Origin of the sequence: Stakelama saccharophila (assembly GCF_032229225.1) — a bacterium.
Classification (GTDB): domain Bacteria; phylum Pseudomonadota; class Alphaproteobacteria; order Sphingomonadales; family Sphingomonadaceae; genus Sphingomonas; species Sphingomonas saccharophila.
The window spans coordinates 986,933-1,011,295 of record NZ_CP135076.1 but is presented as its reverse complement, the minus strand read 5'-3'; the positions used below and the strand labels follow the sequence as shown (position 1 = coordinate 1,011,295).

The 24,363-nt window shown below is 66.2% G+C and carries 20 protein-coding genes; 13 read left to right on the top strand and 7 right to left on the bottom strand.

What is annotated here, in order from left to right; all coding sequences use genetic code 11:
• Window positions 1-85: 85 nt before the first annotated feature.
• Complete coding sequence (locus RPR59_RS04550) at window positions 86-1,666, top strand: amino acid permease (protein ID WP_313917126.1); 1,581 nt, start codon at window positions 86-88, stop codon at window positions 1,664-1,666.
• 151 nt (window positions 1,667-1,817) lie between these two features.
• On the opposite strand, the gene RPR59_RS04545 is transcribed toward RPR59_RS04550, so the two are convergent.
• Window positions 1,818-2,816 carry an adenosine kinase gene (locus RPR59_RS04545; protein ID WP_313917123.1) on the bottom strand — a complete coding sequence of 333 codons (999 nt, stop codon included), beginning with the start codon at window positions 2,814-2,816 and terminating at the stop codon, window positions 1,818-1,820.
• 99 nt (window positions 2,817-2,915) lie between these two features.
• Between RPR59_RS04545 and RPR59_RS04540 the strand changes: the two genes are divergently transcribed.
• Together RPR59_RS04540 and RPR59_RS04535 are read left to right on the top strand one after the other, a co-directional pair.
• Complete coding sequence (locus RPR59_RS04540) at window positions 2,916-3,599, top strand: EI24 domain-containing protein (RefSeq protein ID WP_313917120.1); 684 nt, start codon at window positions 2,916-2,918, stop codon at window positions 3,597-3,599.
• Window positions 3,596-3,967 carry a hypothetical protein gene (locus RPR59_RS04535; RefSeq protein ID WP_313917118.1) on the top strand — a complete coding sequence of 124 codons (372 nt, stop codon included), beginning with the start codon at window positions 3,596-3,598 and terminating at the stop codon, window positions 3,965-3,967. Before RPR59_RS04540 ends, RPR59_RS04535 begins: the two co-directional genes overlap by 4 nt.
• A gap of 38 nt (window positions 3,968-4,005) precedes the next feature.
• On the opposite strand, the gene RPR59_RS04530 is transcribed toward RPR59_RS04535, so the two are convergent.
• Window positions 4,006-5,184: a BaiN/RdsA family NAD(P)/FAD-dependent oxidoreductase gene (locus RPR59_RS04530; protein WP_313917117.1), complete on the bottom strand. Its 1,179-nt coding sequence runs from the start codon at window positions 5,182-5,184 to the stop codon at window positions 4,006-4,008.
• Window positions 5,185-5,391: 207 nt separating this feature from the next.
• On the opposite strand from RPR59_RS04530, the gene RPR59_RS04525 reads away from it, so the two are divergent.
• Window positions 5,392-6,453, top strand: coding sequence for a hypothetical protein (locus RPR59_RS04525; RefSeq protein ID WP_313917115.1), 1,062 nt, complete (start codon window positions 5,392-5,394; stop codon window positions 6,451-6,453).
• Window positions 6,454-6,613: 160 nt separating this feature from the next.
• Window positions 6,614-8,758, top strand: coding sequence for a GumC family protein (locus tag RPR59_RS04520; RefSeq protein WP_313917112.1), 2,145 nt, complete (start codon window positions 6,614-6,616; stop codon window positions 8,756-8,758).
• A gap of 9 nt (window positions 8,759-8,767) precedes the next feature.
• Here the strand turns inward: RPR59_RS04520 and RPR59_RS04515 are convergent, their stop codons facing one another.
• Both RPR59_RS04515 and RPR59_RS04510 read right to left on the bottom strand, forming a co-directional pair.
• Window positions 8,768-10,198, bottom strand: a complete 1,431-nt coding sequence (locus RPR59_RS04515) for an outer membrane beta-barrel protein (RefSeq protein ID WP_313917110.1) — start codon at window positions 10,196-10,198, stop codon at window positions 8,768-8,770.
• Between the two features lie 67 nt (window positions 10,199-10,265).
• Window positions 10,266-10,844 carry a polysaccharide biosynthesis/export family protein gene (locus RPR59_RS04510; protein WP_313917108.1) on the bottom strand — a complete coding sequence of 193 codons (579 nt, stop codon included), beginning with the start codon at window positions 10,842-10,844 and terminating at the stop codon, window positions 10,266-10,268.
• 190 nt (window positions 10,845-11,034) lie between these two features.
• Between RPR59_RS04510 and RPR59_RS04505 the strand changes: the two genes are divergently transcribed.
• The 6 genes from RPR59_RS04505 to RPR59_RS04480 all read left to right on the top strand — a co-directional run bounded on the left by RPR59_RS04505 (window position 11,035) and on the right by RPR59_RS04480 (window position 17,294).
• Window positions 11,035-12,153, top strand: a complete 1,119-nt coding sequence (locus RPR59_RS04505) for a glycosyltransferase (protein WP_313917106.1) — start codon at window positions 11,035-11,037, stop codon at window positions 12,151-12,153.
• A gap of 147 nt (window positions 12,154-12,300) precedes the next feature.
• Window positions 12,301-12,972 (top strand): serine O-acetyltransferase, encoded by a 672-nt coding sequence (locus RPR59_RS04500; RefSeq protein WP_313917104.1) that lies wholly within the window; start codon window positions 12,301-12,303, stop codon window positions 12,970-12,972.
• An 18-nt stretch (window positions 12,973-12,990) separates the two neighbouring features.
• Window positions 12,991-14,022 (top strand): glycosyltransferase family 2 protein, encoded by a 1,032-nt coding sequence (locus tag RPR59_RS04495; protein ID WP_313917102.1) that lies wholly within the window; start codon window positions 12,991-12,993, stop codon window positions 14,020-14,022.
• 88 nt (window positions 14,023-14,110) lie between these two features.
• A complete protein-coding gene (locus tag RPR59_RS04490; RefSeq protein ID WP_313917100.1) occupies window positions 14,111-15,529 on the top strand; it encodes a lipopolysaccharide biosynthesis protein in 1,419 nt (472 codons plus the stop codon).
• Window positions 15,529-16,281: a glycosyltransferase family 25 protein gene (locus tag RPR59_RS04485; protein ID WP_313917098.1), complete on the top strand. Its 753-nt coding sequence runs from the start codon at window positions 15,529-15,531 to the stop codon at window positions 16,279-16,281. Before RPR59_RS04490 ends, RPR59_RS04485 begins: the two co-directional genes overlap by 1 nt.
• A 14-nt stretch (window positions 16,282-16,295) precedes the next feature.
• Window positions 16,296-17,294 (top strand): polysaccharide pyruvyl transferase family protein, encoded by a 999-nt coding sequence (locus RPR59_RS04480; protein WP_313917096.1) that lies wholly within the window; start codon window positions 16,296-16,298, stop codon window positions 17,292-17,294.
• On the opposite strand, the gene RPR59_RS04475 is transcribed toward RPR59_RS04480, so the two are convergent.
• From RPR59_RS04475 to RPR59_RS04465, 3 genes are all read right to left on the bottom strand, one after another.
• Complete coding sequence (locus RPR59_RS04475) at window positions 17,291-18,436, bottom strand: acyltransferase family protein (RefSeq protein WP_313917094.1); 1,146 nt, start codon at window positions 18,434-18,436, stop codon at window positions 17,291-17,293. The two genes, RPR59_RS04480 and RPR59_RS04475, sit on opposite strands and share 4 nt — an antisense overlap.
• A gap of 61 nt (window positions 18,437-18,497) precedes the next feature.
• Window positions 18,498-19,436, bottom strand: a complete 939-nt coding sequence (locus tag RPR59_RS04470) for a glycosyltransferase family 2 protein (protein ID WP_313917092.1) — start codon at window positions 19,434-19,436, stop codon at window positions 18,498-18,500.
• On the bottom strand, window positions 19,433-20,788 hold the full coding sequence (locus tag RPR59_RS04465; RefSeq protein WP_313917090.1) for an O-antigen ligase family protein: 1,356 nt from the start codon (window positions 20,786-20,788) through the stop codon (window positions 19,433-19,435). The genes RPR59_RS04470 and RPR59_RS04465 overlap by 4 nt, the downstream gene beginning before the upstream one ends.
• A gap of 551 nt (window positions 20,789-21,339) precedes the next feature.
• On the opposite strand from RPR59_RS04465, the gene RPR59_RS04460 reads away from it, so the two are divergent.
• Together RPR59_RS04460 and RPR59_RS04455 are read left to right on the top strand one after the other, a co-directional pair.
• Window positions 21,340-22,452: a glycosyltransferase family 4 protein gene (locus RPR59_RS04460; protein ID WP_313917089.1), complete on the top strand. Its 1,113-nt coding sequence runs from the start codon at window positions 21,340-21,342 to the stop codon at window positions 22,450-22,452.
• A 235-nt stretch (window positions 22,453-22,687) separates the two neighbouring features.
• Complete coding sequence (locus RPR59_RS04455; RefSeq protein WP_313918321.1) at window positions 22,688-24,088, top strand: exopolysaccharide biosynthesis polyprenyl glycosylphosphotransferase; 1,401 nt, start codon at window positions 22,688-22,690, stop codon at window positions 24,086-24,088.
• The last annotated feature ends 275 nt before the right edge of the window (window positions 24,089-24,363 follow it).

Sequence of the window (24,363 nt, the reverse complement as noted above, 5' to 3'; positions counted from 1 at the left end):
TTGCGTGGTCCCGATTTGCCACTAGGCTCCGCCCTTTCGTAACCGAAGCGGCTCGTTGTCTGCCGCAAGAGGGGGATTTTCCTGTATGGATTGGCGCATCAAGCCACTCGATGCCATTCTCGCGACCGCCGAAAAGAAAGCACTGACACGTACGCTGGGGCCGATCCAGCTAACGATGTTGGGCGTTGGCGCGATCATCGGCACCGGTATTTTCGTTTTGACGTCCGAAGCCGCGCAAAAGGCCGGTCCGGGCATGATGTGGGCGTTCGTCATCGCCGCCTTCGTCTGCGCGGTGGCCGCCCTTTGCTATTCCGAAATCGCATCGATGGTGCCGGTTTCCGGGTCCGCCTATACCTATACCTATGCCGTGATGGGCGAACTGCTCGCCTGGATGGTCGGCTGGGCGCTGATCCTCGAATATGCCGTCGCCGCCTCCGCCGTCTCGGTCGGCTGGTCCGGCTATTTCATCGGCCTGCTCAACAGTTGGGGGATCGGGTTCCCGCATGTCCTGTCGGTCGGCCCCTATGCCGACGGTATCGTCAACCTGCCGGCCCTCATCATCGCCCTGCTCGTCACCCTCCTGCTGATGATCGGCACAACCGAAAGCGCACGGGTGAACGCGGTCCTTGTGGCCATCAAGGTGACCGCGCTGACCGTCTTCATCGTGCTGACCCTGCCGGTGATGAAGGGCGCGGAGTTCGAGCCCTTCCTGCCCAATGGCTGGATCGGGACCGGCTTCGGCTCTGGCCTCGGCGCGATCGGTGCGGCGGCGTCGATCTTCTTCGCCTATGTCGGCTTCGACGCCGTTTCGACCGCTGCCGAGGAAACCAAGAATCCACAGGTGAACGTGCCGATTGGCCTGATCGGCAGTCTGGTGATCTGTACCGTCTTCTATCTGCTGGTCGCCGCCGGCGCGATCGGGTCGATCGGTGCCCAGCCGGTCACCGCGATCGGTGGCGGCGTGCTCGCCCCGGGCACGCCTGGCCTGGCCGATCGCTGCCAGGCGCTGGCAGCCGCGGGAACCGAGCCTCTGGTCTGCTCGCGCGAGGCGCTGGCGCATGTGCTCCGCCAGATCGGCTACGAACGGCTGGGCGACCTTATCGGCGTGGCCGCGTTCCTCGCCTTGCCTTCGGTCATCCTCATCATGCTGTTCGGCCAGACGCGCATCTTCTTCGTGATGGCGCGTGACGGCCTGCTGCCGGAATTCTTGTCGGCCATCCATCCGAAGTGGAAGACGCCGCACGTGGTGACGATCATCACCGGCGTGGCGGTCGCCTTCTTCGCGGCGTTCCTGCCGGTGGGTCAGCTCGCCGACATCTCCAATTCCGGCACGCTGTTCGCCTTCTTCATGGTCGCACTCGCGGTATTGATCCTGCGCCGGACCCAGCCGAACCGCCGCCGTCCGTTCCGGACACCGCTATTGTGGCTGGTCGGCCCGCTCGCGATCCTCGGCACGCTGGGCCTGTATGTCAGCCTGCCCGTAGAGGCGATGCTGGTGCTGCCGGTCTGGGGCGGCATCGGTCTGGTGGTCTATTTCGCCTATGGCTTCCGCAAGAGCCATGTCGGCCGTGGCATCGTCGAAACACACGAAGCGGACGACGACGCGCCGCCCCAGGCAGTGCCGCCGATCGGCGAAGCGCATACGCCGGGCTATCGCGACGCCTGAACGAAGCAACTGCCGAAAAGGAAGAGGCCGGGGCGCGATCCCCGGCCTTTTTCTTGTCGAACGTCGAAGGTGAACCGGGCACGAAAAAGGGGCCGGACGGATGTCCGACCCCTCGTCCGGTCCGCCACGAACCGGATTTTCGCGGCGGCGATCAGCCGACCTTTTCGGCCATCAGCTTCTTCAGGTCGACCTCGGGCCGCGCGCCGTAATGCGAGATCACCTCGGCCGCGCAGATCGCGCCCATGCGCAGCGAATCCTTCACCGAACGGCCCTGCGCCTGGCCGTGGAGAAAGCCGGCCGCGAACAAATCGCCGGCGCCGGTGGTATCGACCACCTTGTCGACCGGTTCGGCGGCGACGGTCACCCGCTCGCCGTCCTTCACCGCCAATGCGCCCTTCTCGCTGCGAGTCACGACGAGGAGCGGCACCTCCTTCGCCGCCCGGTCGATCGCGGCGTCGAGGTCATCGGTCTGGCACAGCGCGAGAATCTCGTTCTCGTTGGCGAACAGGATGTCGATCAGTCCGTCGGAGAGCAGCTTGCGGAAATCGTCGCCGTGCCGTTCGATGCAGAATACGTCCGACAGGGTGAAGGCGACGCGGCGGCCCGCCTTGCGCGAAACCTCGATCGCGGTGCGCATGGCACGACGCGGTTCCTCCGGATCCCACAGATACCCTTCGAGATAGAGGATCGCGCCGCCGGCGATCAGATCACGGTCGAGCGCCGTTTCCGGCAGATATTGGGAGGCACCCAGAAAGGTGTTCATGGTGCGCTGCCCGTCGGGCGTCACGAAGATCATGCACCGCGCCGTCGTCGGATCGCCGGGCCGCGCCTCAGTCGTATAGTCGATCCCCACGGCGCGGATGTCATGAGCGAAGATCTGGCCCAGTTCGTCGTCCGCGACCTGGCCGATGAACCCGCATTTGCCGCCGAGCGCGGCGATGCCGGCGACGGTATTGGCCGCCGATCCGCCGCTGATTTCATGGCCCGGGCCCATTTTCGCATAAAGGGCATCGGCGTCCTCTGCCGAGAAGATGAGCTGCATCGAGCCCTTGTTCATGCCTTCATCGGCGATGAACGTGTCTTCTGCCTGGGCGAGCACGTCGACGATCGCGTTGCCGATCGCCACGACGTCATGGCTTGCGTCGGTCACATAAATCTCCTGCTTTTTCGGTGGCCCGGACCTAGGGCCTGCACCCGCAAACAGCAACCGCTGGACAGCGGCCGATCCGGCGGTAGAGCGGGTCCGACCATGGTTCGCGCCTTTCTTCTTTCCGTCGGCCAGCTTGCAGACCGTGCGATACTGGCCGTGCTCGCCAAGTCGCTCGCGCTGACGATCGTCCTGTTCGCGGCGATCGCGGCAGCTTTGTGGTTCCTCGCCCACTGGCTGACGACGGGATGGCTTGAGACCGGCGAAGCCGTGGCCGGCGCGCTCGCCTTCACCGCGGCGATGTCGGCCCTGCTCGGCGCATGGCTGCTGTTTCGCGCAGTCGCGATCGCCGTCATCGGCCTTTTCGCCGACGATGTGGTACGCGCGGTCGAGGCACGTCACTATCCCGCCCGGCTGGCGGACGCGCACGACCTGTCGCTTGCACGGTCGGCGCGGATGGGGCTGGGTTCGGCCCTGCGCGCGCTCGCGATCAATCTCGGCCTGTTGCCGCTCTATCTGGTGCTGATCGTCACCGGCGTGGGCACGGCCTTCGTCTTCCTGGTGGTGAACGCCTGGCTGCTCGGTCGCGACCTTGGCGACATGGTGGCCGTGCGCCATGTCGAACCAGCGACGATAGGTGACTGGCGCAGGGCGACCCGCATCAGCCGCTTCGTACTCGGCCTTGCCATTGCCGGGCTGTTCATGATTCCCTTCGCCAATCTGATCGCGCCGATCCTGGGCGCGGCAATGGCGACCCACCTGTTTCACGACGAGGATCAGATATGAAGGCGCTATGGGCGATCGCAGCGGCCGGGACGGCGGTGTCGGCATGCACGGCCATCCCCTCGGCGGAGACCGCGCGGATCGAACCGCCGAGCGTCAATTACAGCACGGTCGGCCTGGAACGGGTGGTCGGCCAGCATGCCGAGGCATTGGAGCGGCTGTTCGGACGCCCCGATGCCGATACGACCGAGGGCGTCGCCCGCAAGCTCCAGTTCATGAGCGACATCTGCGTGCTCGACGCCTATCTCTATCCACCGAAGGGCGGCGGCCGGCCCGTCGTCACCTATGTCGACGCGCGCGAGCGCGACGGCAGTCCGATCGACCGCGCAAGCTGCGTCGCGGCACTGACCCGGCGAGACGGCGGAAAATAGGCCGGAAGCGAGGCGACTTCGGTCGTGCCGGTGCGCGCCTAGATCGCCTCCCCGGCCGCTCGGCCGCTGGCCCACGCCCACTGGAAATTATAACCGCCCAGCCAGCCGGTGACGTCCACCGCCTCGCCCACGGCATACAGGCCCGGCACCGTCCGCGCCGCCATCGTTCTCGACGACAGGCCCGCCGTGGCGATGCCGCCCACGGTGACCTCCGCCTTGGCGAAGCCTTCGGTGCCGTTCGGATGAAACGGCCAGTCGGACAATCGCTGCTCCGCGGCCGCGAGCGCGCGATCCCGCTGGTCGGCGACCTTGCCGGGCAGGTTCAGTCGTTCGGCCAGCGCCGCCGCGAGCCGGTCGGGCATCGTGGCGGCAAGTATCTGTTGCACGTTCGCCCGCGGCCGATCGCGCTTGGCGGCGAGCAGCCAGCCCGGCTCCCGCTCGGGCAGAAAGTCGATGCCGATCGCCTTGCCCGGATACCAGTAAGACGAAATCTGCAGGATCGCGGGACCGGAAAGTCCGCGGTGCGTGAAGAGTGCAGCCTCCCGGAACGCCGCCTTGCCGCAGCGTGTGACCACGGCCGCCGACACCCCGGACAATGACCGGAACAGCGCCTCTTCGCCAGACAAGGTCAGCGGGACCAGCGCCGGGCGCGGCTCGATCACTCGCAATCCGAACCGGCGCGCCAGATCATAGGCGATACCGGTGGCGCCGAGCTTCGGAATGGACGGCCCGCCGGTCGCGATGACGAGGGCCGGCGCCTGTACGGTCCGGCCGCCATGCGCGACCCGGAACATGCCGTCGGCATGTCCGACATCCGTTACCGGCGCCCCCAGCGCCATTTCCACCGCGCCGGCCTCGCATTCGGTGCGCAGCATGTCGACGATCTGCTTCGCCGATCCATCGCAGAAAAGCTGGCCCAGCGTCTTTTCGTGCCAGGCGATGCCGTATCGATCTACGAGCGCGATGAAATCCTGCGCCGAATAGCGGCTGAGCGCCGATTTGGCGAAATGCGGGTTGGCCGAGAGAAAGCGCTCGGGCGCGACGCCGAGATTGGTGAAATTGCACCTCCCACCTCCGGATATCAGGATCTTTCTGCCCGGCGCGGCGGCATGATCGAGCAGCAGCACCCGGCGCCCCCGCTGCCCGGCGGTGGCTGCGCACATCAGCCCCGCTCCGCCGGCGCCGAGCACGATCGCGTCGTAGATGTGCTTCGCCATCGTCATTGCCGGTGCCAGTGGCACAGCACGGCCCCTCGGCAAAGGCCCTGCTCGTTCCGACGCGAAGATGACCCGGTTCGGCGTTTTGATCGCGCTGGAACAGGTCGGATGCGCCATGTCGCCATCCCGCAATCACTAAAAGGGCGATGCAGGGCCTGACGAAGCCGCCGACACTTTCAGCAAAAATTCGCCGAGATGCAGAGAAACATGATTTATCAAATCCTTATCAGCATCCTCCTGGCGCTTACGGGTTGCTCCGGGACCGGCAACGCCGGCGAATCACCCGGTGCGGGCGACGTAATCGTGCCGAACCCGCCCGTTCCCACGCCGACACCGGCACCCCCCAAGGACCGCCCCACTGCCGCCTTTCACATGCCGGCGATCGCCGCCCCGCAGATATCCGACAATGTCGCGTTCGAATCCCTGGGTCCCTGGACGCTGGACGCCGGGGATCATGAGCAGGGCGAGCGCCGGCTCGAGAACAACTATTTGTTCCTGAAGGGCGGCGACGCCGCCGATTTCCACCTCCACGACATCGAGGCGCGCAACCACGGTCCGTTGCTGCGCGGCTCCCACATGCCGGGCGTGGTCGTGGAACGGATCGCGGTAACCGACGGTCGGCGATCGCCGACCTACGGCATCGGCATCGCCACGCTTTCCAACGGCATCGGCCACGCCGTCTTTCGCGATCTGAGCTATATCGGCGACCTGTCCAGCCCCGCCGACAACTCCAACGACGCCTGGGCCGCCATCGCCTTGAAGGGCAAGAACGCCAACGACACCGGCACCTTCGTCATCGACCGGTTCGATTTCCGCAATCTGTTCATGGCGGAGGGCGACAATTACCGGAACGCCGACGGTATCTCGGTCGAACGCGGCTATTCGGGGACGATCACCAACGGCCGCGTCATGAACGCCAGCGATGCCTGCCTCGACATCAAGGGCGATGTCCGGATCGACAATGTGCAGATCGCCGGTTGCCGCGAAGGGTTGAAGGCGTGGTCCGACCAGCACCACGGGGTGATGGAGATCGGAACCAACGAGATAGCGGCCATCATCGGCAAAGGCACCTCCGCCGGCCCCCGGACCATGACGATCGATGTCCTGATCGTCGACGGCAATCCGAAGGTGCCGCTTTTCCGCGCCGAGGACGGAGTCTTCAATCTGCGCATCGGGACGCTGATCGCCGCCCCCAATCAGGTGATCCGGGACAAGGACAGCTATCCCCATTCACGCGTCGACATCGGCAAACGCATCCGGGTGCGATAAACGGCGGTGCCGCTTCGGCCCGGTCTAAGCGGGCATTCCGACCTCGAAATCGGCAAGGCGATGTCCAGACGGGTTCAACGCAGGCGGATCATATTGACGCGCTGCACAATCGCGCCTTCACCCTGAGCCCCGACCCAGTATCAGTTGCCGAGACATTTTCATGCCCACACCATCGACGCAGCCGGTCGAAAGCAAAGCGCAGGAGCCGGGTCTGATCGATCTCGGCCGCATCGCGCGGATCATCCGCCGGCGCTGGCTGGTCATCTGCGTCGCCTTCATCGTGGTCGGGGCGGTAACGGCCATCGCTTATCGGACGGCGGAGCCGAAATATACGGCGTCCGCCCAGGTCGCGCTCGATCGACGCAACCCCGAACTCGCCGCGCAGAACGAAGGTACGCGACAACTCACGACTGATTCGGCGTCTGTCGATACCGAGGTGCAGGCGATCAAGTCGCCCGAACTCGCGCGTCAGGTCGTGGAACAGCTCGACCTGGGCCGCGATCCCGAATTCGCCGGCAGTTGGGCCGGTACCGCGAACGGCGCGGACACCGCCATGCGTACCCTGATGTCGTCGCTCGACATCAGCCGGGCCGGCGAATCCTACGCCATCACCATCGCGATCGAATCGCCGTCGCGCGCAAAGTCCGCAAAGATCGTGAACGCCGTGGCCGAAACCTATGTAAACGGCAGCGTCCAGGCCAAGGAGGGCGAACGCAGCCGCGAGATCAAGATGCTCGGTCAACGTCTCGTCAAGCTGCGCAACGACGTCGTCAGCGCGGAAGCGGCGGTCGCAAACTATCGCGCCAGCCATGACCTGCTGATCGTGAACACGGATCAGACGGCATCGGCGCAGGAGCTTTCGGCACTGAATGCGCAACTGGCCGACGCCAAGGCGCAACAGGCCGCCGCCGAGGCCAGGCTCTCCGCGGCCCGGACGCAGGTCGGCCGTGGCGACAACGGCGAAACGCTGGGCGAAGCGCTCAATTCTAGCGTGATCCAGTCGCTGCGAAGCCAGCAGGCGGAGCTGAGTTCGCAAAAGGCGGCACTCGCCGAACGCTACGGCTACAAGCATCCGGCGATGGCGGGGGTCGACGAGAAGCTGGCCGACATCAGCGCCGCGATCGACGCCGAAGTGAAGCGGATCGTCGCCAATCTGCGTACCGAGGCGGCGGTGGCGCGCGACCGGACGCAGTCGATTCAGCAATCAATCAACAGTTCGGAAGGCGAATTGCGCAGCGAGAATGCGGCGTCCGTCCGCCTGGCCGAGCTTCAGCGCCGGGCGGAATCGGCGCGCGGGCTCTATCAGGCGTTTCTCGATCGCTATCGCGGCGCGGTGGCGCGACAGGGAACCGACCGGAGTTCGGCCTATATCATCGCCCGCGCATTGCCGCCGACGCATCCCACCACGCCCAATCCGATCGTATACGGCATCCTCGGCCTCATGGCGGCTTTCGCCACGGCGATCGGTGCGGTCGCGCTGCTGCAGTTCATCGAGCACGGGCTGCAGTCAAGCGGCGAGGTCGAACGCAAGCTCGCCCTGCCCACGCTGGCCACCGTGCCGGACATTGCCACGATGCCGGGCCACCGGCGGCAGCGCGGCGATGGAACGGTGCCGGCGGACTATCTGGTCCGCTATCCGACCTCGCTTTATGCCGAGTGCTTCCGCAACATCCGGACGGCCCTGAAACGCGGCGCACGGGGCACGGACTGCCGCGTCACCAGCGTCACCTCGGCCCTGCCGGGCGAGGGCAAGACATCCATCGCGATCTCGCTGGCCCGCTCCGCCGCGATGGCCGGCCAACGCGTCCTGCTGATCGACTGCGACCTGCGCGAGCACGCGACGTCCCGCCACCTGGCGCCGCAAAGCGCGCTGGGGTTGTCCGACGTGATCGAAGGCGCGGCGTCGCTCGACCAGGCGATGGTTCAAGATGGCCTCAGCCCCGCCTTTGTCCTGCCCCAACCGCATGACGGCGACGGGCAGCTCGACCTGCTGGAGAGCGACGCGATGGCGGCGCTGATCCGCGATGTGCGCGAGCGATTCGATCTGGTGGTGCTCGACTGCTCACCGGTGCTGGCGGTGGCCGAGGCGAAACAGGCGGCGACCCTGGCTGACAAAGTGCTGCTGGTGGTGCGGTGGAACGCCACGCCCACCCGCGCGGTGCGCTTCGCCCATGAGCAGTTGCTGCGCGTCGATGCCCAGGTCGCCGGCGTCGTGCTGTCGCGCGCCGACATGCGGGCGGTTGCGCGCACGGGCGATGACAGCCAGGCCTTCTACCACTCCTACGAGCGCTATTACCGCGGCTAGGCAGAGCCGTCAGAACGCATAGCCCGTTCCCAGGGTAATGCGGAACTCGGACAGGCTATCCCGTGCCAGCGCGTTGCTCGACCGCCGCCCCACGCCGATGCGGATGTTGTTGCGCAGGTGATGGTCGACCGACCAGTCCGCGCCCAGGGTGACGCGGTAAATGTCGTCGATCCGCGACGTCGCGCGATAATCGTCATGTTCATATTCGAGCTGCCCCAGCAGCAGCAGATTGCGCAGCAATTCGTGATCGACCTGAGCACGGAAGCGGGTCGCGATATAGCCGCCGTCCGACTGCCGGACCGATCCCTCCTGCTCGCGCACGCCGAGCAGCGTCACCGTCGTCAGTTCGGTGGGAAGCCATGTAATCTTGCTGTTCAGGCCCAGAACGGTCGTCGTGGGAAGCGCGGGATCGTCATAGTCGGAACGCAGGACGCCGATACCGATCTGGCCCCGGATGAGCGGCGTGATCTCGCCGCGAATACCGCCGATCAGTTCCTGGGTGGTGACGTCGGGACTGACGCTGGCGATGCTGTTGGTATAGCGCCGGCGGTCGCGGGTGTAGGAAAGGAATACGGCATTCGCACCGGTCAACAGATAGGCGGCCGACGCTTCCAGCCGCATACGGTCGTAATCGCGGTAGGACTGGTCCAGCCTGTCCCCGGCAACGGTGATCGCGTCGACATAGCGGCGCCTGCCCAGCATCGCCGAACCGCCCAGCTCCACCCGGCCGCCGCGAAAGGTGCCGCCCCCTTCCACCTCGTCTTCGTCGAAGCGGACCTGGGTTAGCAGGCCGGTGATGCCGCCGCTGCGAAAGGGTTCGACGATCTCGCGGGAATGGCGGGCGTCCAGCGTCAGATCGCTGCGCTGCGCGACATCCAGCCGCCCGCTGGCGTCGACGCTGTATTCGCTGCCATCCTTTGAGGCATAGGTGCCGTAGAACCGATGCGAAAAGTTCGCCGACAGGCCCAGCGAATGCCGCCCCCAGTCGGACGCGATCCCGGCGACGGCGAAGGCACGCGAATAGAAGTCGCCCTTGCTGTCGAGATCGGCGTCGCGCAACACATTGCTGTCATAGCTCACAGACGCGCCGGCCTGCGCGCTCAGCTTCCAGCTCCCGAGTTGCAGGCCGGGGGCCGCATATTCTGGATGGCGGCGGTCGCGCACCGGTGTGCCGCGCATTCCAGGCGCGCTGCCATGATCCGAGACGACCGGCAGGCCGGCTGCATAGCGGTCGAGCGCCTGATCGACGACTTCGCTGTTATAGTCGTAGCGGCTCTGCGTCTCCAGCGAGGACGGCAATGCGGGCGGGGCCGCCCTATCGTCGCTGTTCGCTCCGTCGCGCTGGCCCACGGGCTGCGTCGCTTCGGCGCCGATCCGGTCTCCGGCTTCTGTTCCGGCCGTCTGTGCCCGCAACTCGACGGGGATCGCGGCCAGGAGCATGCCGAGCGCCAGCCCAGGCGGGATAAGGCTGCGCGATCGGCGATGCTCGGCTCGCACGGTACGACCCTCAGAAATAGCGCTCGCCGATGCGCAGCACGTCGCCGGGAGCGACGGCGACATCCGCATCGGCGGAAACCTCCCGCTCGACACTGTCGCCGCGTCGCCGGATGAAGACCTTGCCCTTGTTGGCGCGATAGGTGTAGCCGCCGGCCAGCGCGATCGCCCGCTGTACGGTCATTCCTTCGGTGGTCGGATAGCGACCGGGCCGTTCGACTTCGCCCATGATGAAGAACGGGCGAAAGGACGTGACTTCCACGGCGACGTGCGGGTCCTTCAGATATCCCTCGGCCAGGCGCCGCGTCAGCAGGTCCTGCAGCTCCGCGGCGGTCTTGCCCTCGGCGGGCACCTCTCCCAACAGCGGAAAGCTGATCGTGCCGGTGCCGCCGACCTGGAACTCGCCGGTCAGGTCGGGTTCGTCATAGGTGGTGATCCGCACCCGGTCGGTAAGCCCCAGTCGGTAGGGCGCAGTCGCCGCCTCGGCCGCAGGGCCGTCCGGGTTGAGCGGCGGCTTGCCGGCGCCGGCACAGGCCGCGACGGCAAACGCCATCAGCACGACCATCAGCCATCCGCCCGAACGCGCGATCACCAATTTTATCAAGCGTCGCGGCAGCATCGCAGTCCTTTCATCGGTGGCAGACCATGAACCGTCGCAAACGTCTTGCTCGCCCCTGACCGCCACAACAAGCCTGCTGCACTGCACACAACGCGCTGTGGCGACCATTCGTCGCCTTTTCGTCAAATGGCCCGGCCGCGACCGATACGACGATGGAGTAGAGGTGGATAGAATCGTCTTTGCCATCAATTCGCTGGCGGGAGGGGGTGCCGAGCGGGTCTTTGCCTGTATCGCCGGCCATTCTCGCGAACGGTTGAGCGATCGCGAACTGATCGTGGCCCTGCTCGACGACGAACCGGCCGCCTATGCGCTGCCGGAATGGATCCGGGTGGTGCAGTTCGATGCCCGGCATCGGCTGTTGCCGAGCGTCACCGCCCTGCGGCGGCTGATCCTTGCGGAACGACCGACGGCACTGTTGAGCTTCCTGACACGCGCCAATCTCGCGGCCGCCTGGGCCGTCCGGGGCACCGATACCCGCTGGGTCGCGAGCGAGCGGGTGGATACGTACGCGCATCTCGGCCGCGGGAAGCACGGCGCGATAAGCCGCGGGCTCGTGCGCATCGCCTATCCGCGCGCCGATTCGGTGGTCGCCGTGTCGGGCGGCGTGGCCGATGGACTCGTCGCCCGCTTCGGTGTCGAGCGCGACCGGGTTTCGGTCATCCCCAATCCGGTGGACGTCGAACACATCCGTCGGCAGGCGGCGGACGAATCCCCGATCGCGCTACCGTCGCGCTTCATCGCCGCGATGGGGCGGCTGGTGCCGAACAAGAATTTCGAGCTGCTGTTGCGTGCTTATGCCGATTCGGCCGTCGCACAGGATCTCGTGTTGATGGGCGAAGGCCCCGAAGGCGAGCGCCTGCAGTCCCTCGCCGCCGCACTCGGCTGCGCCGATCGCGTGCATTTCGTCGGTTTCGCCGCCAACCCCTTCGCCATTCTCGCCCGCGCGGAATTTTTCGTGCTCCCGTCCAATGCGGAAGGCTTTCCCAATTCGCTGGTCGAGGCAATGGCGTGCGGGATCCCGGTGGTCTCGACCAACTGCGCCTCCGGCCCTTCGGAAATCCTGGCATCGGCCCCGCGCGAGCAAATTACCGGCACACGCGAAACGCCGGCCGGGATCATCGTCCCGCCCGACGATGTAGCGGCGATGCGCGACGCCCTGCGCCGCATGGACAACACGGCGTTACGGTATTCGATGGCCGGCGCCGCGACGAACCTCGTACAGGAATATACGGTTTCCCGCGCGGTCCATTCCTTCTGGGACATAATCGATGCAAAGGCGTGAGTCATGTCCGCGGCGCCCGTCGCACGGCCGGCAGCATCCGCCGCATATTGCGGCGCGCCGGCCGGATTCTGCGGTAACCGCATTTGACCGTCCGAACGGGGCCGACCTATGGATTGTGCAGCGCAGCATGATGGCCGAGGGATGCCGGTGACAGAATTCGACCCCCAGCAGGCCGCCCGCGCCCACCGCCGCGGCTGCCCGAAGAATTTCACCGCCCTGCGCAATCTGATCAGGGCGGACTTGTACCGGTATGCCGGCTCGACGGGGGTGAAGGCGTTCGCCCGGCACTTCCTGTTCACGCCGGGGTTCAAATACAGCGCGACCATGCGGACCTGCGGCTATCTGAAGACGCTGCCCGCCAGGGGGTTCGGCCTCTATCTCGTCGGCAAGGCCTATCTGCTGCACCTGCGCTACAAATACGGCATCGCCATTCCCGAATATACGCGGATCGGCCCGGGATTGATGATCAACCGGTTCAGCGGCGTCTTCATCAACGGTGGTGTCGAGATCGGATCCAACGTCAACATCACGCACGGCACCGTGCTCGGCCAGCTCAACCGCGGGCCGCGTGCGGGAAATCCGGTGATCGGCGACCGCGTGTTCTTCGGATCGGGTGCGAAGGTGATCGGCCGCATCTTCGTGGGTGACGACGCCTCCATCGGCGCCAACGCCGTGGTCACGCGCGACGTGCCGGCACAGGGCGTAGCCGGCGGTGTGCCGGCCAAGATCCTCTCCGACGCCGGTTCGCAAGGCTATATCAATCGCCAGGTTCCCGAGTGGCTCATGCGCAAATGTGCCGACTGCTTCGTCGATGACTAGGAAGCCGGAGACGCCGTTATGATGAAAGAGATCCGCGTTGCGGTCGCGATCCCGGTCCACAACAAGGAGCGGCACATCGCCCGGACATTGGACAGCGTACTCGCCCAGTCGCGTACTCCCGATGAAATCCTGGTCGTCGACGACTGCTCGTCCGACGGATCGATGGTGGTGGTCGGCAGCTATGCCGATCCGCGCATCCGCACCTTTCGGCGCGAAGAGCCGGGCCCCGGCGGCTATGCCGCCCGCAATCTCGCCATCGAAGCGAGCGACTGCGACTGGATCGCCTTTCTGGACGCCGACGACAGTTGGCGGCCGGATCATCTGGAGGGCCTGACCCAAGCGCTTGCACGGGCTGCGCAGGACGGCCACGCGCCGGTCTCCGCCTTTTCGGGCTATCGCTTCGTCTCCGGCGACCGCGCGGTGCCCGACTGGTACAGCGCGGCCCATACCGGCCCGAGAACGCTTTCGACCGAGGACCTGCTGTCGGCCTGGCTGTCGGGCGGTTGTCCCTTCTGGACCGGCGCGGTGATGATCCGGCGCGATTCCCTTTTGCGGACCGGCATGTTCCCGGCGGGCCTGTGTCGGCGAGGCGGCGACCGTGACCTGTGGCTGCGCACCATGCTCGACGGGCCCTCGGCCTTCAGCGGGCGGGCGAGCGCCGATTACCACCAGGATGCGGACAATATGCTGACCAGGGTGGAGACGTTTTCCACCCGGCAGCGCGTGCTGACGACGCTAGAGAATCGCATCCCGCGCGCGACGGGCCGGCGGCGCACGCTGCTGGAGGCGATCTTCAACAGGGAAGTCTTCAAATACGCCCAGCGCGCCTGGGCGGCCGGTCAGCCGGTAACGCCGGCGATGCTCGGCGGCTTCCGACCTGCGCGGTCTCCGCTCAAGTTCGTGAAGATCCAGGCGATGCGCCTGCTCCCGCTACCGCGCGATGCAGCCCGCCGCGGCAAGCTCAAGGGAACGCTGCGACGCATCCGGCCCGGCGCGCGGGCACGCCGGCGGGCCGCGGTGGACCGGATGCACGGCCGGCCCGGAGCCTGATGGAGATGCGGAGGCCGGCATTCGCGTAACTGGAAAACTCGCCCGGGGCAGCCTGTGGATCACCGCGTCGCGAGGCCTCGTCAACCTGATGGGCCTGTTGTCGACGCTGGTGCTCGCACGGCTGCTGGTGCCTGCCGATTTCGGCCTGGTCGCGATCGCGACGACGATGCTGGCTGTGCTGCAAACCATTACCAACATGTCGCTTGGCCAGGCGCTCATCCATCACCCCGATCCCACCACCGACCATTTCCATGCGGCCTGGACCCTGAATGCGCTGCGCGGCCTGGTCGTCGGCGGTCTTTTCGCGGCCGCCGGACAGCCCATTGCCGTCTTTTACGGCGACGCCCGGCTGGCGCCCGTCGTGGCGGTGCTGGGCGCGAGCGTTTTCCTCAACGGCCTGATGAACCCGAAACGGATCATGCTGCAGAAGAAGCTCGTCTTCTGGCAGGATTTCGTCCTCACCGTGTCGGCGAAGCTGGTCGGCCTGATCGTGTCGGTTTGGCTCGCCTTCGCGACGAAGAGCTATTGGGCGCTGGTATGGGGACAGGTCGCGGCACAGGGGACCAGCGTCCTCGTCTCCTACATGGTGCTGCCGATGCTGCCGCGTCCGCGCTGGCGGGCGTCGCGCGAATTATTCGGCTTCTCCGCCTGGCTGACGCTCAGCCAGATCGTCAACACGATCAACTGGCGCTTCGACCAGCTCCTGATCGGCAAGTTTCTCGGGCGTAGCGATCTCGGCCTTTACACGGTGGGCGACAATCTGGCGCTGATGCCGACGCGTGAGGCGACGCTGCCCCTTACCCAGACGCTGTTCCCGGCCTATGCCAATGTCCGCGACGATCGAAAGCGGTTGCTGCGCGCCTATCAACGGTCGCAGGCGCTGGTGACGGCCATCGCCCTGCCGCTGGGCGTGGGCATGGCGCTGCTCGCGAAACCGCTGGTGCTGATCGCCATGGGCCCGAAATGGCTTGGCGCCGTCGTGGTGATCCAGGCCCTCGCCGCCATTTTCGCGCTTCAGACGCTGGGCACGCTCGTTCAGCCGCTGGGAATGTCGCTGGGGGCGACGCGCCGGCTGTTCAAACGCGACGTGATGCTGCTTGTCGTGCGCGTGCCCATCATCGTCGCGGGCATGTTCCTGCACGGGTTGATCGGCGTGGTTATCGCACGCGTCATCACCGGCATCATCGCCATCGGCTTCAACCTAACGCTGGTCCGATCGCTTCTGGGACTGCCCATCGTCGAGCAGATCCGCGCCAATGCGCGGACCCTGTTCGCGGTAGCCGTCATGGCGGCTATGCTGACCGCCTGGCACCTGCTGCTTTCCGAGCCCGAAGACCAGACGGCCCTGATCGCCGCGACTGCAGTTCAGATCGCGCTGGGCGGCGCCGCCTATCTCGGCACGCTGGCGACGACCTGGTGGCTGCAATCCCGCCCGGCGGGCCCGGAAACAGAGGTCGCGGCGATGCTGGGCAAATTGCACATGCGCTGGCAGGGAGCGAGGGGTTGATGGGCGGCGGCACCGACATCGTCGTGCTGAGCATGGCGAACGCCGCGGACCGCCGGGACCAATTCGCCGGGCGTGCGTCGGCCGCGACGGTGCCCTGGCGCTTCTTCGATGCGCATACCGCGCTCGATCCGGACCTGATCCACGATCCCGATCGGCTGGCCGTCACCCACGGCCGCACGCTGCGCCCCGGCGAACTGGGATGCTATTCGAGCCATTATGCCATCTGGCGCGACCTGCTCGCCTCGGATGCCCGCCAGTATATCGTGCTCGAGGACGACATCATCGCCGATTGGCAGAAACTTGCGCGCATCGCCGAGCACGACTTCGCGGCCGATGGCTATCACTATGTCCGCCTTTATCAGAAACAGCCGTCGCGCCAGGCGATCGAGCGCAAGGCATATCCGTCGCGCGGATTTACCCTGGTGCGCGCGCTCGGAAAGGTCTGGGGGACGCAGGGCTATGTCGTCACGCGCACCGGTGCCGCCGCGCTGATGCGGGCCTGCCGCCACGTCGAACGCCCGATCGACGATCAGATGGACCGGTTCTGGGAGCACGGTATCCCCACCCTGTCGCTCCACCCCTTTCCGATCATCGAAACCGATGCCGCCTCCAGCATCGGCGACGAGCGGTTCGAGCCGCGTCCCGCCGCCACCCCCGCCCGCAAAGCCTTCATGAAGGCGGACTATGCCCGCCGTCGCAGGGTCCTGGCCCGCTTCTATCTGCGGCGCGCGGCAAAGCGCCTTTTTCCCTGAAAACCGGAGTATCCATGCCCGCCGCCAACAGCGCCGTCATCGCCAGGCAATGCGATGCCCTGCACACCATGGCTCGTCGCCATGTCGGGCCGGGCTCTGCCTATGCCCTGCTCGACTATCCCAACCATTCGAATGTCGGCGACTGCGCAATCTGGCTGGGCGAGATCGCCCTTTTGCAGGGGATTACCGGCAATGCCCCCGCTTATGTCTGCGAACATCATGATTTCGACGCCGAAGCCCTGCGCCGCGCATTCCCGGAAGGCCCGGTATTCCTGCACGGCGGCGGCAACCTCGGCGATATCTGGCCGAAGCACCAACGGTTTCGCGAGATGATCCTGGAACGCCTTCCCGATCGCGAGATCGTGCAACTGCCGCAGTCGATCGCGTTTCGCGAAGAGCGCGGTATTGCCGGCTTTGCGAACCTGCTGTCCGCGCATCGCGATGCCCATCTCTATGTCCGCGACAGGCGCAGTCTCGACTTCGCCGAAGCGCGGCTGGGCGTCGCGGCGACGCTCGTTCCCGATTGCGCCTTCGCGATGGGCGCCCTGGCGCGGCGCGGCGTACCGGCGGTCGACATCCTCATGCTGATGCGCACGGACAGCGAGCGCGCCGGCCACGACCAGCACGCCGCCCCGGCGACCGGGAAGATCGAGGTCGTCGACTGGCTGGAGGAGCCGCGCCAGGCGGGCGACCGTTGGATGCGCCGCGCCCGGCGCCTCGCGGACCGGCTCGGGACGTCCGACGCCATGACGCGCAGGCGCCGGCAATATGACCGCAAGGCCGCCGAACGGCTGGAACGCGGCCTCGCTTTGCTGTCGCGCGGCCGGCAGGTGGTGACCGATCGCCTGCACGGCCATATCCTGTCCACCCTGCTCGACATTCCGCACGTCGCGCTCGACAACTCCTATGGCAAGGTATCGGGCTATATCGCCGCATGGACGCGGGAATTCCCGCATCTGCGAACCGCGGCCACGCCGGACGAGGCGTTGGCGCGCCTCGCCGAACTGCCCTAGATTTTCTCGACGGCGGAGCGGTCGCGCCCGATGGCGTGCCCTCGCACGGCCGGTTTCGCGCCCTTGCGCCGCGACCACCGCTGGATCGGGCGTTCGAAGAAGTCGTAGGACAGGATCGCCGCCAGCATGGTTACGGGAAGGGTCAGCGCCAATCCGGCAATGAAGATCCAGCGGTTGCCGGCATAGCCGTTGGCGATCAGCCACCCGCCCCAGAACAGCAGCGCCGGCATGTGGAAGATGTAGAAGCCGTAGGACCGCTCGCCGAAGAAGATCAGCCAGGGATGGGCGAGCATCCTGCCGAGCCATCGACACGGCGCGAGATCGGGGGTCAGCACGGCGACCATCACGACGCTCCAGATGGCGGTTGCGAAGAAGAATTCCTGGCTCCCTGCCGCGGTCGCCAGCAGGACGAGCAATGCCGCCGCGCCGAAGCGCAGTTCCGCATCGGATCGCAGGCGGTCGAGATGCAGCGCCGTCAGGATGCCGACAGCGAAATATCCCAGCACCAGCGGCAGGAAAGAGGGCACGATCGAAAATCCGCCCGAAAACTTTTCGGCCGCGACCGCGGTGACCGCGACCATCGCCCCCAACAATATCCAGCGCTGGCGCGGCGTCTGCAACACCGTGACGATCAAGGGCGCCAGCAGATAGAATTGCCACTCCAGGCTCAGGCTCCACAGCGGCCCGTTGATCGAAAGCGACGACCCATAAAGCCAGGTATCCGGGATGACGCCGTGCAACAGCAGGAGATGGCTGACGATATGGGGCACCGGACTGGTCCGAAAGCTTTCGATCCGCTCGCGAAGCGGTGCGACGTCGCCCGCGTGCATCCAGTTCAGCGCTTCCGCATTCTGCGCGTAGAGCGCGAAGGTGGCGAGACCGAGGCCCAGACCGACCAGATAGACCGGATAGATGCGCCAGAACCGCCGGCGCATGTAATCGCGATAGGTTTGCGGGCGATTCATCAGCGAACAGGTGATGGCGAAGCCCGACAGGATGATGAACACCTTCACCGCCGCGCCGCCCAGGCCGATATAATAGAATATGCCGCTGCTCAGGCCGCCGAAGAACAGGACGTGGCTCACCCAGACCCAGACCGCCATCAGCCCGCGCAGCGCGTCCAGTTCGGATACCTTGTGCATTGTCCCCGCTCCAACTCCGGTCGCCTGTGCCGCCACCGGATGTCCGGGTCGGGCGGCGCGGCTATCGGCTTCGCCTGATAGCCCGCATGGCAGGCGCCAGGACCTTGAATGCGGCTATCCGTGCCGCGACCGGGACGCCTTCCGGATAGTGCAGCCGGCGTAGAAAATCGCCGCCGACGACCTGCCCTTTTCCTGCGGCATGCCGTGCATAAAGCAGGAGTTCGAGATTCCCCAGCCGCCGCAGCAGGGCGCGCTCATCGGCATTCGCATCCGCCATCAGGCCGCCGATCGTCTCCAGGATGACGGGCAGCGCGACATGGGCCGTGGAGGTGGTGACCCGGTTGACGGTGTTTTGATGGAACTCCGCCGTCGTCCGGCCGGTATAGGCGGACCGGGTACGCCAGACCGCGCGCAGCCATAGATCCTTGTCACCACCGCGCCGCGCCCTGCCCGCCGGAAACAACCCCGCCTCGATCGCCAGATCCCGCCGCATTGCGGTGGCGCCGGTCCATAGCGGGCAACGCTCGGTCCGGATCCATGCGCGCACGATGTCGGAGCGGGTCAGCGGCGTCCGGGCCGGAATCAGCGTCTCGTCCATCCGATAAGGGCGCCGGCCCTGCGCTTCGACGATTTCGGTGCGCGCGAAGACGCAGCCGATCCGGCCGTCGAACGCGCCGATCGTCGCCTGGATGCTTTTCAGATGGTCCGGCGCCCAGAGGTCGTCGGCGTCGCAAAAGGCGATCCAGTCCGATGTCGCCGCCTCGATGGCGAGGTTGCGGGCTGCATAGCCACCCGGTCCGGGCGGGCTGCGACGCAGCAGGCGGACGGCCGGATGGTCGATCGCCGCCACCCGTTCGTCGCCGCCGTCGGTCGACCCGTCGTCGACGACGATCACTTCGGCCGGCGGACAGGATTGGGCAAGGATGCTGGTCAGCGTCGCAAGGACATGCGGCCCCTTGTTGTAGAGCGGGACGACGACGGAGAATGCGGGCTCCTTCATGCCGACACCGCCCCGCCCAGACGCCGCTGCGCGGGCGCCACGCCGTCGCCGCTGCGCCGATAGGCGAAATGCAGCGTCAGGCCGCAGATCATCCCGTACATCATCAGCCCCTCGACCAACCAGAAGGGCTGGGTGCTGAGATTGAGGATCAGGAACCCGAAATGCAGCAGGAGAAGCGGCACCGCTGCACGAACGCCGACGCGGAACAGGGGCAGCATCATTACGCCCCAGAGCAGCAGGACGCAGCCGGCCCCGATCCATCCGAATTCGTACATGTAGGACAGGATCGTGTTCTGTGCATAGACGGGATAGACATCCTCCCAGGAATCGGGGCCGTGGCCGACTAGCTGCTGAAGCGGGGAGGAACGCTGAAAGCCGTCCACATACATGCTCCAGACATAGGAACGGGCCGATGCCTGGCGCTGTTCCTCCAGCGTGAAGGTGTCGAGCGGCTGGATCAATTCGTCGGGCTTTGAAACGAAATCCACGACGGACTGAAAGCGCGGCCCCAGGTCGAGGTTCACCGTCGACATGGCGAGTACAACCAGCAGCGCGCCCGTGCTCGCCACCAGAATCCGCGCGTCGCGGCGGACGGCGAAGACAGGAATCGAGGCCACCAGATACAGCAACAACGGCACCAGTGCGATGATGGTGGTGCGGTAGTTGGCGAGCAGCAGGGAGGCCAGCGTCGCCACAAGGAAGGCCAGCCGCCACGGTTTGTCGATCCGGCCGAGCAGCGCCAGCGGGACCAATCCGGCCGCCACGCTGATGGAAAAACCGGATTCGTGCAGAAAGCCGCCGACATAGGATGCCGACCCGTCGCTGTCGGATACCTTCGCGATCCCCAGCCCGATCGACAGCGCCTGCATGGCGAGCGGCACTAGAAAGGCGATGAGCAGCGTGGCCGCGAAACGATCCACCCCTTCCTCGTTCGCGGCCTCGTACGTGCATATGACGAAGCACAGCAGCAAGCCGAATTTCGCCCCCTGTTCGACCATCGCGAACGGTTCGCCGTTCATGAAGCTGCTGAGAGCGATCGCGCCCAGCAGGAGGTAGAGCGGCACCAGCACGGCGAGCAGCATGTGCCGGTGCCGGATGACCAACAGCCCGACCGCCGTCATCGCCACCGATGCGACCGCATTCCAGGTCAGCACTCCGCCGAGGCTGCGAAGCGTGTAGGTGGGAAAGGCATCGAGCGCGAACCGCAGCCACAGTGCCGCCAGGACATATCGGCCCGCCCAGGAGTGCAGGCGCGACAATCCGAAGGCCAGCATTCCGGCCAGCACCAACATCACAGGCAATGCTGCGGCCAGGGGCAGAGCCCAGCCCGACGCAATACTGGCCGCGTTCATCCTTCAGCCTCGTGACGATCCGATCCGCGCGAAGCCGAGCGATGGACGCTGGCCGGTCGGACATTAACCGAGCGCGCAGACTGCCCGCGCGCGGCTGCGAGGTAAAGGCGTCCACGGGATCGCATTCGGGAACGGATACGGCGAATCCGCACCCTCGGCCACCGCCGCGGCGATGCTTGCGCCACCCTCCGGCGACGGTGGCTACGGACGGGTGAACCGGTGATCCGGCCATCGAACATCGCCCGCGCAACCCCGCGCGATGCGCGGCATCGGGGCCGCCGGCGATCCAGTGCGCGATCCGCCGAACCGGTTGAAGGGGCCCGGCGGCTGGTGCCGGTCATTGTCCCTTTGCGCGGGTCCACTGCCGCGCCGTGTCGTTTGGTATCTGCGGCACGCCGCTCATCCGGTAATCGCCACACCCGGCCGCAAGCACGCCGTGGCGCGCCCGCAGCGCCTTCTCCGAACCTGTCGGAATCCGCATAGACCGCTTCGCGCGGAGGCGAATCACCGCCGCCGAATCTGTTGCTGTTTCGGGACGTCGTCGACATCGAATGATACGCATTTTCGTCACCGGCCTGCGCGGGATCCCCGATGTCATGGGCGGTGTGGAGAGCCACTGCGAAGCGCTCTACCCCCGGCTGCAACGCCTCTCCTCCGCCGTGGAGATCACGGTCGTCGGGCGGGTACCCTATGTCGATGCGGCGAAAACGCGCGTCGCAGGGCTGACCGTGAAGGGCGTACCGGCCGTCCGGTCGACGAGTCTGGAAGCAATCAGCAGCACCCTGCTGGCGGTTCTCTATGCACGGCTGAGGCGCGCCGACATCGTGCACATCCATGCGATCGGCCCGGCGCTGACGACCGGCATCGCCCGGATGCTGGGCCTCAAGGTCGTGGTGACGCACCACGGCAAGGATTATGCCCGCGGCAAATGGGGCCGCCTCGCCAAGGCGATGCTGAAGCGCGGCGAGCGCGCCGCCATGCGGCACGCCCACCGCGTCATCTGCGTTTCCCCCTCGCTTCGCGAAGAACTGGTCTCCGCATTCCCGGAAGCGGCCGGCCGAACGGTATATATTCCGAACGGCGTGCCGGGAGCCGCCGTCGCCGGGGATACGGCCCGCGCCGAGGCGGACCGCGTTCTCGCGGCCCATGGCGCCAGGGACGGTGAATTCGTGCTGGCGGTCGGTCGTCTCGTCCCGGAAAAAGGATTCGATACCCTGATCGACGCTGCGAATCGCATGGCTTCGCCGCCGAAATTGTTGATCGTCGGCGGGTCCGAACATCGGTCCAGCTATGCCGAACGGCTGACGCGCAAGGCAGGACCCCAGGTGCGCTTCGCCGGGATGCTGCCGCGCGAGGTGGTGTTCGAACTGCAGCGCAGGACGGCATTGTTCGTCATGCCGTCCTTTCACGAAGGGCTTCCGATCGCGGCGCTGGAAGCAGCCGATGCCGGCGCCCCCTTGTTGCTCAGCGACATCGCGGCGAACCGGGACCTGGGACTGGCGCCGGTCAATTACTTCCCGGTCGGCGATGTCGATGCGCTCGTCGCCGCGCTAGCGCAACCGCCGCGATGTTATGCCGTCGACGCCGACGCCGTACGCGATCGCTTCGACTGGAACCGCATCGCCGCCGAAACCCTGCGCGTCTATGAGGCTTTTGTCCCCTAGTCCGCACCCTTCGTCGCGTTTCGATTTCCCCCGGCTTCCAACGATGCGATTTGCACTGCAGCAAAGATCGTTGAACTCGGGCGTCCGACATCGACGGGCCGGTGCTGCGATACAGCGCCCCCTCCCGATCCGTGCGCCCGCTCTTGGGGTTGAAACCAACGGACACGGGCTTGCCCGTCTCGGGCGGTCGGCGGAGCACCAGCATTCCAATGAGGGATATAGCCCGGTGAAGGATATGGCGATGTCGCACGAGGGCCTGTCCTGGAAGGACGCGACCGACCTGGGCGTCGCGAGGCCGGCGAGCCTGCCTGGCTCACGCACGCGGTGGCGCATCAAGTTCGGCATTGCCGCATTCGACTTCGTGAGTCTGCTCGCCGGCTATCTGATCGCGAACGTAGCGCGGTTCGACGATCCGCTGGCGGCGGAGGGGGCGACGCTGTTCGCGCTCAATTACGGCCTCTACATGGCCTATGCGCTCAACGGCGGCGCCTACGATCCGCAGATCGTGCTCGATCGCCAGCGCACCCTGGCCCGATCGAGCATCGCGCTCACGCAGGCGGTGGCGACGATCCTGTTCGTCGCCTTCTTCCTCCGGCATTCGGAAAGCATGTCCCGCCTCGCCTTCGCGGTCGGCGCCGGTTCCGGCTGGGCGCTGCTGCTGTGGTCGCGGACGATGTTCGCCCACTTCTTTGCGCCCGGCTTCCGCGCGAAGCTTCAGGCCACGATCGTGATCCTCGACGACATGGTCTGTCAGACCCAGGAGGGGGTGCAGATCATCGATGCGCGGGCGGCCGGGCTCGATCCCGATTCCCAGGACCCGTTCAAGCTCGACCGGATCGGCCGCTTCCTCGATGGCGCGGACCGCGTGATCATCGCGTGCCCGGAGGAACGGCGGCGCCGTTGGTCCAACGTACTGAAGGGACTCAACCTGGTTGGAGAGATCATGACGCCCGAGATCAGTCCGCTCGGTCCGCTCGGTATCTCGCGCTATGGCCACCAGTCGACCATGGTCGTGTCCACCGGTCCGCTGAGCCTTCGCGGGCGCATTCTGAAGCGGGCGCTCGACCTGTCGGTCGCAGCCGCCGTGCTGCTGTTCATCGCACCGTTGCTGGTGCTGGTGGCGATTGCGATCAAACTGGACAGCCGCGGACCCGTCCTGTTCGTCCAGCAGCGAGTCGGCCGCGGTAACCGGCTGTTCAACATGTACAAGTTTCGCAGCATGCGGACCGAGGAGTGCGATGCCGACGGCTCTCGGTCGACCGCGCACGCCGACCGGCGCATTACCCGGATAGGCGGCTTTATCCGCGCCACGAGCATCGACGAGTTGCCGCAGATCCTGAACGTACTGGTCGGTCATATGAGCCTGGTCGGCCCCCGCCCCCATGCCCTCGGCTCCCGCGCCGAGGACAAGCTTTTCTGGGAAGTGGACGAACGCTATTGGCACCGCCATGCCTGCAAGCCCGGCCTGACCGGCCTGGCGCAGGTTCGCGGCTTTCGCGGCGCGACCCTGCGCCGTTCCGACCTGACCGACCGGCTGCAGGCCGATCTCGAATATCTCTCCGGCTGGACGATCTGGCGCGACATATCCATTCTTTTCGCGACCATACGCGTGGTGATTCACCCGCGCGCCTTCTGACCCGGCCAACGGCCCGACACGGTCGTCGCGACGAACCGTGCAGCAGCCACGATTGACTGCACCACCGTCCTTTCGGTATTGTGCCCGCCACAAGAAGCGCGAGGCAATCCCGCGCGGTGAGAGGTGCATGAAATGGTAGCGGGAGAGATCCTTGCAAATTCCCCGGCCTATGGGGAAATTCCGGTCCGTGGCGAACCGCCGGTAATGCGGCGCAGGCGTTCGGCGAAAGAAAGCCCCGAGGCGCGAGAGGGTCGAAATGTCGCGAAGGGATTCGT